This is a genomic window from Sphingomonas japonica (assembly GCF_006346325.1).
GTDB classification, from domain to species: domain Bacteria; phylum Pseudomonadota; class Alphaproteobacteria; order Sphingomonadales; family Sphingomonadaceae; genus Sphingomonas; species Sphingomonas japonica.
Genome location: NZ_VDYR01000001.1, coordinates 384,467 through 397,675, shown reverse-complemented (window position 1 = coordinate 397,675; position 13,209 = coordinate 384,467). Strand labels below are relative to the sequence as shown.

General features: G+C 69.0%; 8 protein-coding genes. All 8 read right to left on the bottom strand.

Annotated elements, in window-relative coordinates; all coding sequences use genetic code 11:
- Window positions 1–15: 15 nt before the first annotated feature.
- The 8 genes from addA to FHY50_RS01950 all read right to left on the bottom strand — a co-directional run bounded on the left by addA (window position 16) and on the right by FHY50_RS01950 (window position 13,151).
- Window positions 16–3,447, bottom strand: coding sequence for a double-strand break repair helicase AddA (gene addA / locus FHY50_RS01985; RefSeq protein ID WP_140046714.1), 3,432 nt, complete (start codon window positions 3,445–3,447; stop codon window positions 16–18).
- Window positions 3,431–6,397, bottom strand: a complete 2,967-nt coding sequence (gene addB / locus FHY50_RS01980) for a double-strand break repair protein AddB (protein WP_140046713.1) — start codon at window positions 6,395–6,397, stop codon at window positions 3,431–3,433. The genes addA and addB overlap by 17 nt, the downstream gene beginning before the upstream one ends.
- A complete protein-coding gene (locus FHY50_RS01975; RefSeq protein WP_244935277.1) occupies window positions 6,390–7,151 on the bottom strand; it encodes a nucleotidyltransferase family protein in 762 nt (253 codons plus the stop codon). The genes addB and FHY50_RS01975 overlap by 8 nt, the downstream gene beginning before the upstream one ends.
- Window positions 7,148–8,116: an aminoglycoside phosphotransferase family protein gene (locus FHY50_RS01970; RefSeq protein WP_140230992.1), complete on the bottom strand. Its 969-nt coding sequence runs from the start codon at window positions 8,114–8,116 to the stop codon at window positions 7,148–7,150. Before FHY50_RS01970 ends, FHY50_RS01975 begins: the two co-directional genes overlap by 4 nt.
- The gene (tsaE, locus tag FHY50_RS01965; RefSeq protein ID WP_140046711.1) at window positions 8,113–8,556 is read right to left on the bottom strand and encodes a tRNA (adenosine(37)-N6)-threonylcarbamoyltransferase complex ATPase subunit type 1 TsaE; all 444 of its coding nucleotides are present in this window, start codon (window positions 8,554–8,556) and stop codon (window positions 8,113–8,115) included. The genes FHY50_RS01970 and tsaE overlap by 4 nt, the downstream gene beginning before the upstream one ends.
- Window positions 8,553–10,883, bottom strand: coding sequence for a sensor histidine kinase (locus FHY50_RS01960; protein ID WP_420030872.1), 2,331 nt, complete (start codon window positions 10,881–10,883; stop codon window positions 8,553–8,555). The genes tsaE and FHY50_RS01960 overlap by 4 nt, the downstream gene beginning before the upstream one ends.
- Before the next feature lie 205 nt (window positions 10,884–11,088).
- Window positions 11,089–12,510 (bottom strand): adenosylhomocysteinase, encoded by a 1,422-nt coding sequence (gene ahcY / locus FHY50_RS01955; RefSeq protein ID WP_140046710.1) that lies wholly within the window; start codon window positions 12,508–12,510, stop codon window positions 11,089–11,091.
- 122 nt (window positions 12,511–12,632) lie between these two features.
- Window positions 12,633–13,151 carry a YqgE/AlgH family protein gene (locus FHY50_RS01950; protein ID WP_243846932.1) on the bottom strand — a complete coding sequence of 173 codons (519 nt, stop codon included), beginning with the start codon at window positions 13,149–13,151 and terminating at the stop codon, window positions 12,633–12,635.
- Between the last annotated feature and the right edge of the window lie 58 nt (window positions 13,152–13,209).

The window sequence follows — 13,209 nt, the reverse complement described above, 5'->3', positions numbered from 1 at the left end:
CGCGGCCCGTGCGGCTCAAGCGTCCGACGTCAAGCTTTGCTCCCCCGCGGCAAAGCCGGGCTTGTGCGCGGCAAGCAGGGCGGCGGGCAGTTCGTACAGCACCGGCGCGGCGGTATAGAGCAGCGCCGCGCGCACCTCGCGCCCCGGAAAGATCGCCTCCAGCGCCGCGGCATAGGCGCCCATTTGCGCCAGGTGATAATCGGGAATCGCCGCCAGTGACCCCGGCGCGCGCCGCCCGGTCTTGAAATCGATGACCGTCACCTGCGTGTCGCTGACCAGCAACCGGTCGACCGTCCCCGCAATCACCTCGCCCCCGACGACCGCCGCGATCGGCGCCTCGGCCAGCGCCTCCGGCCCGAACAGCGCGGCAAAGCGCGGATCGCCCAGCACCGCCAGCGCCGCCGCCGCGATCTCCTCGCGCCGCTCCGGCTCGGCCACACCCCCCGCCGCCGCCAGCCAGCGCTCGGCAGCCGCCGCGCGGCGCTCGGGCGCGACCCCCGGCAACCGCTCGAACAGCGCATGCAGCAGCCGCCCGCGCTCGGCGGCGGCGCGCAATTGCGGCGACGGCGGCGGATCGGCCACGGCATCGTCTCCGATCGCCGACGGCGCAAGCGGCCGCGGCGGCCGCGCCTCGACCGGCGCTGCCCTCCGCAACCAGTCGGGGGCAGGAGTCGGCGGGGCGGGCACATCACGCGCTCCCCCGCTGCGGGCCCCCGTGCTTCCAGGCTCCGTCCCTTCGAACCGCCGCTCCTCGTCGCTGGGCAACACACCCAGCGCATCGAACGCCGCCGCCGCCGCGGCATACCAGCTCAGCGCGGGCGGCACCCCGTTCGCTTTCGGCCCCAATGCCCCGGCGATCACTAGTTCCTCCTCGGCACGCGTCGCCGCGACGTAGAACAGCCGCCAATGCTCCTCCAGTTCGCGCTGGTCGGCCGCTGCGATCGCCTCGTCGAGCGCGCTGCCGCGCTCGCTGCTGCGCGGGCGGAACACCGGGAACCCGGCTCCCGGTTCCCCATCGGGACTCCACTGGATGATGTCGCGCCGCGCCTGTGCCGGGTCGACCGTCGCATCGGCCAGGATAACCACCGGCGCCTGCAACCCCTTGGCACCGTGCGCGGTCATCACCCGCACTGCCGCACCGGCGGCGGACGGATCGCGCTTGATCTCGACCTCGCCGCGATCGAACCAGTCGAGAAAGCGCTGCAGCGACGGCGTCGCCACGCTCTCGAAATTGAGCGCTGCCGACAGCAGTTCCTCGATCGGATCCCGCGCTTCCTCGCCCAGTCGCAGCAGCAGCTTGCGCCGCCCGTCGAGCTCGCCGGACAGCAGTTCCTCGAAAAAGCGATACGGCGTGGCGATGTCGGCGCGCGCCAGGATCAGCCGCAACGGCGCCAGCGCCGCATCGGGCTGGGTATCGCGCAAATGGCTCCAAAGGCTGACCCGGCCGCGCGGCGCCGCCGCCATCAGCGCATCCTGGCTCCACCCGATCAGCGGCGAGACCAACAGGCTGGCCAGGCTGAGATCGTCGTGCGGCTGGAGCGCGAAACGCACCGCGGCGAGCAGGTCCTGCACCGCCAGCGGCGCGTTGAGCCGCAACCGATCGACGCCCGCCACCGGCACGCCTTCAGCGTACAGCCGCGCGACCAACAGCGATGCCAGCTCGCCGCGGCGCTTGACCAGGATCATCACGTCCTCGGGTCGGACCGCGCGGCCGAGCCTGCCGAGCATTCGCCCCTCGCGCAGCCACTGCGCGATCGTGGCAGCGGTGCGATCGGCCAGCGCGCGCGTCGCATCGTCGATCCAGCCTTCCTCGTCCTCGTCGCTACCGCCCGCCACCACCGGGGGCCACAGGGTCACGGTGCCGGGCCCGGGAACTTCGCTGCGATGACGCTCGGCCGCGCTCATCTCGCCCATGCCGGGCTCAGGCAGCCCCGCGACCGCCGCATCGACGAATTCGAGGATCGGCAGCGTCGAGCGAAAGCTCTGCGTCAGCGACAGCGTCTCGAACGGCGTCACGCGCTCGAAACGGTCGTCGGGCACGATGTCGGCAAGCTCCGAGAAGCTGCGATGCGCCCACTGGAAATAGAGCGGGCTGGTGCCTTGGAAGCCGAAGATCGCCTGCTTGTAGTCGCCGACCGAGAACAGAGTGCGCACAGCATCGTCGGCGGCACCGCGCCCGGTGAAGAACTCGTCGGCAATGGCGCGGACGATCCGCCACTGCGCAAGGTTGGTGTCCTGCGCTTCGTCGATCAGGACATGCTCGGTCGCTTGGTCGAGCTTGTAGCGCACCCAGTCGCCCATGCCGGGCTGCGCCAGCAACGCGACCGTGGCGCGGATCAGATCGTCGAAGTCGACCGCCCCGGTGCGGCGCTTGGCGCGGACGTAGACGCTGGCATATGCCCGCCCCGCGTCCAGCGCTCCGGCCAGGCAGTCGGCATAGTTGGCGCGTGCCTGCATCGCCAGCAACGCGCCGCAGCGGTCGCCGAGCACTGCGGCGTGGAGGTCGTAGTCGGGATCGACGGCAATGAGCTTGGCCGAGGACTTCTTCGGATCGCCCTTGGCCGTGCGAACCAGCGAAGCGATGTCGGCGAGCATCGCGACACGCTCGTGCGGACGTGCCGCGAACCAGCGCTCGGCGACTGCTGCCGCTTTCTGCCCGGTTGCCGTCCCCCAGCTGCGATTAGCCACCATCACCGCTTCCAGCGCGGCGTTTTCGAACTCGGCATCGCTGCAGGACCGTTCGAGTTCCGTGCCGATGTCGCCGATCGGCAAGTCGAGGGCGCGGCGCAGATAAGGGCTGATGCCGCTCGGCAGCGCAGCCATCGCATCGGGTCTGCGCGCGCATTCAACCAGGAACGCCTCGGCCGCTCCCTCGCCCAATCGCCGCGACAACGCGCCGATCGCCTCGATCAGTCCGGCACGCCCCGCCGCCGCCTCGTCCTCGAGCAGTTCGGACAGCGCGGTCCGTTGCAGCACGTGCTCCTCGCGCGTCTCGATCGGACGAAAGCCGGGCACCAGACCCGCCTCGACCGGAAAGCCGGCGAGCAGCGTCTGGCAGAAGCTGTGGATCGTCTGGATGCGCAGGCCCCCGCCCGGCGCATCGAGCACGCGTGCGAACAGTGTCCGCGCGGTCGTCTTGAGCGCCGGCGTCACCCGCTCGCCCAGCGCGGCAAGATCGGCGTGCAGCGCCATGTCCGACATGCGCACCCACAAGGCGAGCCGGGCATTGATCCGTTCCGCCATTTCGGCCGCGCCCGCCTTGGTGAAGGTCAGCGCCAGGATCGCTCCGGGATCGGTGCCCCGCAACAGCAGGCGGAAAACCCGCGCAGTCAGCACATGCGTCTTGCCGGTGCCCGCCGACGCCGACAGCCAGACGTGCCGCGCCGGATCGCTGGCCCGGCGCTGGTCGCCCTTGAGGATCTCGAGCGGCCTAACGCTCACGGCCATACCATTCGTCGCGCCGCATCAGCTGGTCGTATTCGGCATAGGGCGCATATTCGGGATGGAGTTTGGCGGTGAAGGGCGCGGTCCCGGTCAGCCAGTCACCCGCGGCTTCGGCGAACACTTCGGCAGCGCGAGGCACGAAGGCCTCGGGCAGCATCTTGCCGCGCGCTCCGGCCGGATCGACCGGGGTGGTGACGTGACCGAAGCGATCCTGGTATTTGGCGAGCGACCAATATTCGAACGCGCGTGCAGTGCCCGCTATCCCCTCGAACCCACCACGCTCGGCGATTAGCCCGAGCAGCCCCAGCTGCATCGAATAACCCGCGCTGACCGCCGCGGGGCTCGGCGCCTTGCCGGTCTTGTAGTCGATGATCGCCAGTCCGCCATCGGCTAGACTATCGATCCGGTCGAACGTACCCGACAGTGTCACCCCCGCAATCTCGATCGCGCCAGCGCGTTCGGCGCCCAGCACCGCGCGTCCCTCGGCGACCCTGTCCGCCAGTTCCTCCGCGATCCAGTCGATCGCGGCGATCAGCCGCGGGCGCCACAGCGCGCGGATCAGCGGATGGGTGCGCGCATCGGCGAGCATCGCCTCGGCCCGCGGACGCAGCTTGGTCGGATCGCAACCATCTTCCTGCGCCCAGATTTGGAGCACGCCATGAACAGCGGTCCCGCGCCATGCCGCGCTGGGATCGGCATCGATCGCATCGAGCGCCGCCAGCCCCAGCACGCGCTGCGCATAAAATGCGTAGGGGTCGGCTTTCAGGCGGTCGACCTGGGTAACCGAAATCCGCTTGGGCCGTAGCTCGGACGGCGGCTCCGGAGCGGGGCGCGCGGCGGGGGCATAGCTGCCGGGGTCGTCGATCGCGTGCGCCCAATCCCCCAGCGCTTCGGCGCGATCGAGTCCCGATGCGAGCGCCTCGAGCCGCAACCAGAATCGCGACGCGATGGTCGGAGCGCTGGCATCGCGCCGTGCCCGCGTCAGCAGCACTTCGCGCGCGCCGAGCGCCCCGGCCAGATCATGCGCCGACAGTCCGATCCGGCGCTCGAGCCCCGGAAGCCCGAGTTCGGACCGGATGCGCGGTGCCAGCCACGGGTCAGGCGCGGGCAGCCCGGGCCACACGCCTTCGTTCAAGCCGCCCAGGATCATCAGGTCGGCGGTCTGCAGCCGCGCCTCGAGCAGACCATAGATCGCCAACCGCGGATGCCCGCCCTGCGGCGGCCTGACCGCGATCTCGTCCATCAGCGTGCGCAGCATCGGCCCTATGCTGGCCGGATCGACCTGCGCCGGCGCCTCGCCGGCTCGCTCCTCGATCCCGGCGAGCAGTTCGGCTGCTGCGCGGCCCTCGCTACGGGCCCAGGACGCGTCGCCAGTGAGTGTCGTCGCCGCTTCTCGGACGCATCCGATCAATTCGGTAAGTCGCAAACTGCGCGCGAACGTCGCTTCAATCGACGCGAGCAGGTCGCGCATTTCCTTCCAGCGATGCTGCGCCGCACGTCGGATGCCGCCGTCGCGGCCCGACTGGTCGGCAAGATACGCGTCGATCCCGTCAAGACCAGCCGCAGGGCGCGGCCCGCGTAGCGCGCGGTCGAGCAGGCGTACACCATCGAGCCACGTGCCCCGTCCGTCCCCCATTCGCACGAGTGGATGCTTGAGCAGCGTCAGCAGCGGCACCGGCGCAAACGCCTGTGCCCCGGCATCGGCGATCGCCAGCAGCAATGTTCCCGGAAGCGACTCCGACAAAGGCTGCCCGGCGCTGTCGTCGATGGCGATGCCCCAGCGCGCGCAATGTGCCGCGACGCGCCGCGCCAGCATCCGGTCGGGCGTCACCAACGCCGCGGTCTTGCCTGACGTCCCCAGCGTTTCGCGCAGCGCGATGGCGATCGCCTGCGCTTCCTCCGCCGGGGTCGCCGCCTCTAAGCTGCGCACGCCGCTCAATCGGCGCTCGGCAGCGGGCAGCGCGGTCCAGCCTGCGGTGAATTCGGCCGGGGTCAGCGCGCTGGCGATCGCCTTGCTGCGCGCAGGCGGGGCGTCGAGCTCGGAGGCAACGCGCCACGGATCGAACTCACCGCGCGATACGCCCATCCGCTCGATCAGCACCTTGAGCGCGAATTGCGGATGCGTCTCGTGCCCGCGTCGCCGCCTGCCCGTCACCGGGTCCACGGGGTGCGGCCCCAGCGAGTCCCACTCGGCATCGGACATGTCGATGGCGAGCCCAGGCAGCACGACCATTCCCTGGGGCATTGCCGCGATGCTGCGCAACATGCGCGCAATCGCCGGGGCCGACGTGGTGATGCCCGCGGCGCAGACGAAGCCGGCCGGCGGGCTGGCGGTCCACGCCTGTGCGGTCCGATCGATCAGCCGCGTCCGCCGCTCGGCCAGATCGATCCGGCCGAGCCGCTTCAATTCGCGCGGCCAGCGATCGAGGATCACCTCGAACAGCGCCAGCGAGCGCTGCCAATGCTCGGAAAGCTCCTGCGCGATCTCGATCTCGCCCAGCCGCGACGGTGGCATCTCCTCGACGAGCAGCTGGTCCAGCGTGCGCGCCAGGTCGCCCGCCAGTCGCACCGCTTCCCCGGCATCGATCGGCTCGCCGGTGCGTGCGCGCTCCTCCGACACCAGTCGCGCCAGGATCAGGCGGCGTTGCAGCGGATCGACCGCGGGGGGCACTTGTTCCGCTCCGTCCACCGGATCGAACAGCGCACCCGACGCCTCGTCGAGTTCAGGGTCGCCGATCGCCACCAGCCGCGGCAGCAGCAACCCAGTGCCGCTCGCGCGCACGAATGCGTCGGTGATCGCCCGCTTGGCACGGTTGTTCGGCACCAGTACCAGGCCGCGCGCCATGGCGATCGGATCGCTCCCGAACCGTCGCAGCAGTCCGATCGCGAGCGCGTCGGCGAACGCCCGGTGCGGCGGGATCGAATAGAGGCGGAGCGCGTGGCGCTCAGCCATCAGCCAGCACGGTCTCGGTCGCCTTGATCGCCGGAGGCGAGCCGACATCGAACCACAGCCCCTGATGCACGACGCCGAACGCCCGCCCGGCAGCGATCGCGCGTTCCCAGAACAACATCGTCGAGAACGGCCCCGCCGGCGCATCGACGAGCATGCGGGGATGCAGCATCTGCACGCCGGTATAGACGAACGGCGCCAGCCGCCCCGCCTGCCGCCGCCGCGTGATCCGCCCGAACGGGTCGAGGTGGAAATCGCCTTGCCCGCGGTGGCTGTGCGCACGCGCCAGCGGGATCAGCAGCAGCAGGGCGTCCATCCGCGCATCGTCCCAATGCTGCGCCAATGCCCGGATCGCATCGATCGGCCCGTCTATCCACAGATTGTCGGAATTGACGCACAGGAACGGCGCATCGCCGAGCAGCGCCCGCGCCTGCATCAGTCCCCCGCCGGTTTCCATCAGTTGCGTGCGTTCGTCCGACACGTCGATGGCGATATCGTGGACGCGGCTGCGCAGATGCGCTTCGAGCGCATCGGCCATATAATGGACGTTGACCACCGCCCGCGGCACGCCGGCGCTGCGCAAGCGGTCGAAGACATGGTCGATCAGCGGCTTGCCCGCGACCTCGACCAGCGGTTTGGGCCGGGTCGCGGTCAGCGGGCGCATCCGTTTGCCGAGCCCTGCCGCCATCACCATCGCCACTTCGGGAACGCGCGCCGCCGGATTGGGCCGCAGCGCCAGCGTATGCGCGGTGCTCACGCCGAAACGGCCATCGGATCGCCGCGCAGCGCCGCCGGGATGTTGGCATCGAACCACTCGGCGACCGGCGCGAGCGCGGGATGGGCGAGATCGCGTTCGAGATACCCCCATACCCGCGGGCACAATGCGGGATAGCGCGGCTTGCTGTCGCGCTGCCACAGCCGGGTAAAGATGCCGACGATCTTGGCGTTCCGCTGCGCGCCGAGCACGTGATAGGCGATGTCGAACGCTTCCCCCGCGCCGGTGATCCGGCGATAGCGATCGAGCATCGCCGCCTCGAGCGCGGCAGGAACGTCGCGCCGCGCGTCCTGAAGCAGCGAGACGAGGTCATAGGCCGGGTGCCCGGCCAGTGCATCCTGGAAATCGAGCAGGCCCAGCGTTTCGTGCCCGTCGATCAGCATGATGTTCTCGGCGTGATAGTCGCGCAGAACCGTGACGCGCGGATCGGCCAGCACCGGTGCGAGCACGGCGTCCCACGCCGCGCGATACCCCGGCTGGTCAGCATCGACGCCCACCGCCGGACAGTACCACTGGGTCAGCAAATTGGCCTCGCGGGAATAGACCGCCGCGCCATAGTCTGCGACCGGGGCGGCATCCTCCTGATGGAGCCGGATCAGCAGATCCACCGCCGCCTCGTATAGCCTGAGTTCGCTTTCGGGCGCGGCATCGACGGTCTCGCGCATCCGGGCGTCGCCGAAATCCTCGATAAGTACCAGCCCGTGGGTGAGATCATCGGCAAGGATTTCCGGGGCCGCGAAGCCGCGCGCCTTGAGCCAGCGGGCGATATCGAGAAACGGGCGCGGGTCCTCCTCAGGCGGCGGAGCGTCCATCAGCACCGCGCTGCGCCCCGGCGCGAGGACGCGGAAATAGCGGCGGAACGACGCGTCGCCGGCGAGCGGCCGGATCTCACCATCGCCCCACCCCGCCGCGGCAAGGAACGCAGCGGCAGCGGCGGGCGGATTCATGTCAGGGGCCATCGCGCCCTCCATGCCTCCGGCACTCGCGCTGTCAAGCCGCGCCCTCCCTCCGGCTTCGTCTCCAGCGTCAGCCACAGCGCATCGCGCCACGCATCCGCGCCGAGGCGTTCCGGCCATTCGACGAGCAGCAGCGAATCGCCCCGCTGCTCGTCCAGCCCGAGCTCTTCTGCCTCATCCGGATGCTCGATCCGATAGAGGTCGATGTGCAGCACGGGCAGCGCAACCTCGGGCGGATCATAGGGCTGGACGATCGCGAAACTTGGGGAAGGGGCCTCTCCCGCAAGCCCCAGCCCGGCCAGCACCCCGCGCGCGATACTGGTCTTGCCCGCGCCGAGCGGCCCCGACAGGGCGATGACGTCGCCGGGGCGGACCCGTTTGGCGAGTGCGCGGCCAAGCCTGTCCGACGCGTCTGCGTCACGCAGAATCACCGCGGCAACTCCACCGTCACCAGCGTCCCCGCCCCCGGTTCCGATACCAGCGCGATCGTGCCGCCATGAGCCTCCACGAACTGCCGCGCGATCGGCAGGCCGAGCCCGAGCGCGCGATCCGATCCCCGTGCGATCTGGCCTTGGGCGAAGCGATCGAAAGCGCGCGCCGCGGTGTCGGCATCCATCCCCGGACCGTCGTCGGACACCACGATGCGCGCGCGTTTCGCGTCGCCGTCGACATGCAGCAGCACCCGTCCGCCCTCGGGCAATCCCCCGACCGCGTGGCGAAGCAGATGCTCGACCGCCTTCTTCAGTCTCTGCGGATCTCCCGTCACTGCGCCGGCGCTGCCCTGCACCTCGACCGCCAAGTCGATGCGCTTGGGCTGTGCGATCGGCAGCACCGCCTCGGCCGCTTCATGCGCCAGGCGCTCGAGATCGACCGGACCCCGTTCCAGAACGCCCGCCTCGCTCTGCGTCAGGTCGAGAACGTCGTCGATCAGCACCGACAGCCGGTCGACGGACGTCAGGATCGCTTCGGCATAGTCGGTGCCGCTCGCGCTCAATTCGCCCGCAAAGCCGCCATGCAGCATCTCGGCAAAGCCCTGGATAGAGGTCAGCGGCGTGCGCAGTTCATAGCTCATATTGGCGACGAACGCGGTCTTGACGCGATCCGCCGCCTCCAGCGCGTCGTTGCGATCGCGCAGCGCCTGTTCGATGCGGCGACTGTCGGAAATGTCGATCATCGTCAGCAGCGCGTTGCCATCGGGCAGCGGCACCGCGGCGAACTCGAAATGCCGCCCGTCGGCGAACGCCACCCGTCCGCCGCGCTGCAGCCGTTCGACTGTCGCCGATCGCACCAGCTCGCCGATCAGCGCCGCACGCGCCGGGTTGGCGAGCCGCCCCGCTGCCTCCCGCGCCAGCGCATCGACGCGGGGATGCTGGTTGAGAAACTCGATATCGAACCCCCATACCGCCCGGAATTTGGTGTTCCACAACTGCAACCGCCCGTCGGCGGCGAACACGCCCAATGCCTCGAACAGATTGTCGAACGTCGCCGTCCGCACCCTGAGCAGCGTATCGCGGGCGCTCGCCAACTGAACCTGTTCGGTGCGATCCTCGAAGATCAGCAGCAGCCCGCCTTCGGGCAGGGGCTGCGCCACGACCCGCAGGTGCGTCCCTCCCGGCAGATGCCAATTCTCCTCGATCGCGTTCTCCGCGGCCCGAAACCAGTCGCGCCGCTCTGCCTTCCATCCCGGAAAGTCGCGCACTTCGGGCAGGCGCTTGGCCTCGCGCATGCGTTCGAGCACGCGGTCGAACTCGGGCCGGTCGGCGAGCCATTCCTGGCGCATGGCGAACAGCCGCCGGAACGGCTGGTTGCAGAACGTCAGCGTTCGATCCGCAGCAAATTGCGCCACGCCTGCAGAGAGCCGGTCGAGCAGCGCGCGCTGTGCCACCCCGAACCGCTTGATTCCCGACCGCGCCTGTTCGAGATCGTCGATGTCGATCGCATAACCTGCGATCCCGCCATCGCCCAGCGGCACATCGTGGACGCGCAGCATGCGGCGCTGCCCGCCGATCGTCGCCGGCACCGCCGCGACCTGCGGCTGGCCGGTGTCGCGCGCGATCGCTGCACCCGCCACCGGCCCCTCGATCAGCTCAAGCCCGCGATCGACTGTGCGATCTGCATCGCCGCCATCGACTGCGCGGACATAGGCGGTGTTGACCATCGCCAGGCTGAGGTCGGGCATGCGATACCACATCGGCATCGGCGCCGCCTCGATCAGCCCGGTCAGCGCTTCGAACGCGCCGTGCAGCCGATCGCGCTCGTCGGTGAGGCGATGGACCTCACCCTGCATCTCGGTCGCGTCGAAGAACCACACCAGCACCCCGCCCGGCGCCATCAGCGCAGCCGGGGCGCGATCGCCAACCGCGAGCAGCAGCCGCTGCGAACCGCGCGCTCGCACCGTGATCCGGAACGGTCGCCCGCCGCGCTGCGCTGCGGTCACCGCCTGGGTAAAGGCAGCTGCGGAATCGCTCTCAATCCCGCCATGTCCGGGATCGAGATCGCCGAGCGAGCGCGGCGGCTCGCTCAATCCCAGCCAGTCGATCAGCTTGCCTGACGCTTCGGTCCGGCCATCGCCGCGTACCGTCATTGCCAGCGCCGGCGATGCGCTCAGCATCGCCCACAACCGACCATTGTCATCGCGCGCCGCCCGCGCTGCGCTGCGCTGCGCCAGGCCGGAATACAGCGCCCAGCCCGCCGCGCCGACCAGCAGCGCCAGCATCACGCCCGCAAGAACAGCGTCGAGTGTCGAAATGCCCGTCAACCTGCGTGTGCCCCGCCCCTGACGCGCGGAGCCCTTCCACGCAACGTGACGCCCCTCCTAGGCCAGAAGCTGCGACGACGGAATGCCATAGCGGCATCGGGGCGGCGCATCACTGCGCCGCCCCGTCCGGGCCCGATCGGCCTGAGCGAGACGAAAAAAAGGGCGCCGGCTGCCCGGCGCCCTCGTAACGCGGCGGTTTGCCGGCTCAGTAGCGGTAATGATCCGGCTTGAACGGGCCTTCGACCGGCACGCCGATATAGCCCGCCTGCTTGGGTGTCAGCTTCGACAGCGACACGCCGAGCTTTTCGAGGTGCAGCGCCGCGACCTTCTCGTCGAGATGCTTGGGAAGGACGTACACTTCGTTCTTGTAGTTGTCGCCCTTGGTCCACAACTCGATCTGCGCCAGCGTCTGGTTGGTGAAGCTGGCCGACATGACGAACGACGGGTGGCCGGTCGCGCAGCCCAGGTTCACGAGGCGACCCTTGGCCAGCACGATGATCTGCTTGCCGTCGGGGAACTCGACCAGGTCGGTGCCGGGCTTCACCTCGGTCCACTTGTAGTTCGACAGCGCCGCGATCTGGATCTCGCTGTCGAAATGGCCGATGTTGCAGACGATCGACATCGGCTTCATCGCCTTCATGTGATCGGCGGTGATGACGTCGGCATTGCCGGTCGCGGTGCAGAAGATGTCGGCGCGCTTGACCGCTTCTTCCATGGTCACGACTTCGAAGCCCTCCATCGCCGCCTGCAGAGCGCAGATCGGATCGACTTCGGTCACCATTACGCGTGCGCCGCCGTTGCGCAGCGACTGCGCGCTGCCCTTGCCGACATCGCCGAAGCCGGCGACGACCGCGACCTTGCCGGCGAGCATCACGTCGGTAGCGCGGCGAATCGCGTCGACCAGCGATTCCTTGCAGCCGTAGAGATTGTCGAACTTCGACTTGGTGACGCTGTCGTTGACGTTGATCGCCGGGAAGGGAAGCTCGCCCTTCTTCGAAATCTCGTACAGACGGTGGACACCGGTGGTGGTTTCCTCCGAAACACCCTTCAGGTTCTTGACCGTCTCGGTCAGATAACCCGGCTTGCGCGCGATGAACGCCTTCAAGGCGCGCTGCATCTCGACCTCTTCCTCATTCTCCGGCTCGGGCATGGTCTGCCCAGCTTCGAGCTTGGCGCCCCACAGCGCGAACATCGTCGCATCGCCGCCGTCGTCGAGGATGATGTTCGCAGTCTGGCCATCCGCGTCGCCATCCCAACTGAAGATGTCGCCGACATAGTTCCAGTAATCGGCCAGGCTCTCGCCCTTCACCGCGAACACCGGCACGCCGGTCGCGGCGATCGCGGCGGCGGCATGATCCTGTGTGGAGAAGATGTTGCAGGTCGCCCAGCGCACGTCGGCGCCCAATGCGGTCAGCGTCTCGATCAGCACCGCGGTCTGGATCGTCATGTGCAGCGAACCGGTGATGCGCGCGCCCTTCAAGGGCTGCGAAGCGCCGAATTCCTCGCGAAGCGCCATCAGGCCGGGCATCTCGGTCTCGGCGATATCGATCTCCATGCGACCGAATTCGGCGAGGCCGATATCCTTGATGACATAGTCGTTGGTGTCGAGAACGGGGGCGGTAGCCACTGGAAGGTCTCCTGGGTCGTGAAAAAAATGCGGCACACGCTCTGCGCCGCCGCGAATGGGGTCTCGATACCGGGTTAGCGACGCCAACGCAAACCTAATATAAAGATATCTTTATATGTGCATCACGCGGTGCCGGTGCGATTGGCGAGCATACGCGGGTCGATCCCTGCCCCGTCATAGGCAGCGGACCAACGGTCCTCCGCCGCCGTGTCATAGAGCAGCGCGATATCGCCCTTAGTGCTGAACCAGCCATGCCTGGTGAGTTCCGCGTCCAGCTGACCCTCACCCCAGCCCGCATAGCCAAGCGCCGCGATCCACTGCGCCGGCCCCGTCCCTCCCGCGATCGCGCGGAGGATATCGACCGTGCCCGACAAGGCCCAGCGTCCCGCCACATCGATCGTATCTTGCCCGCCCCAGTCCGACGAATGAATGACGAAGCCGCGCCGCGGTTCGACCGGCCCGCCGAAATGCACCCGCTTGTCCTCGGCCACGCCATGCGCAATCTCGAACTGGTCGAGCAGGTCGTGAAAGCCCAGGCCGTCTATCGTCGCGCCCAGCCCGATGCCCAGCGCGCCTTCGCTATCGTGCGCGCACATTGCGATGACGGACCGTTCGAAACGCGGATCGCCGATACCCGGCATCGCGAGCAGGAATTGTCCGGAGAGAAAGGCGCCTCGGGCAGTCACGAGGGACGAACAT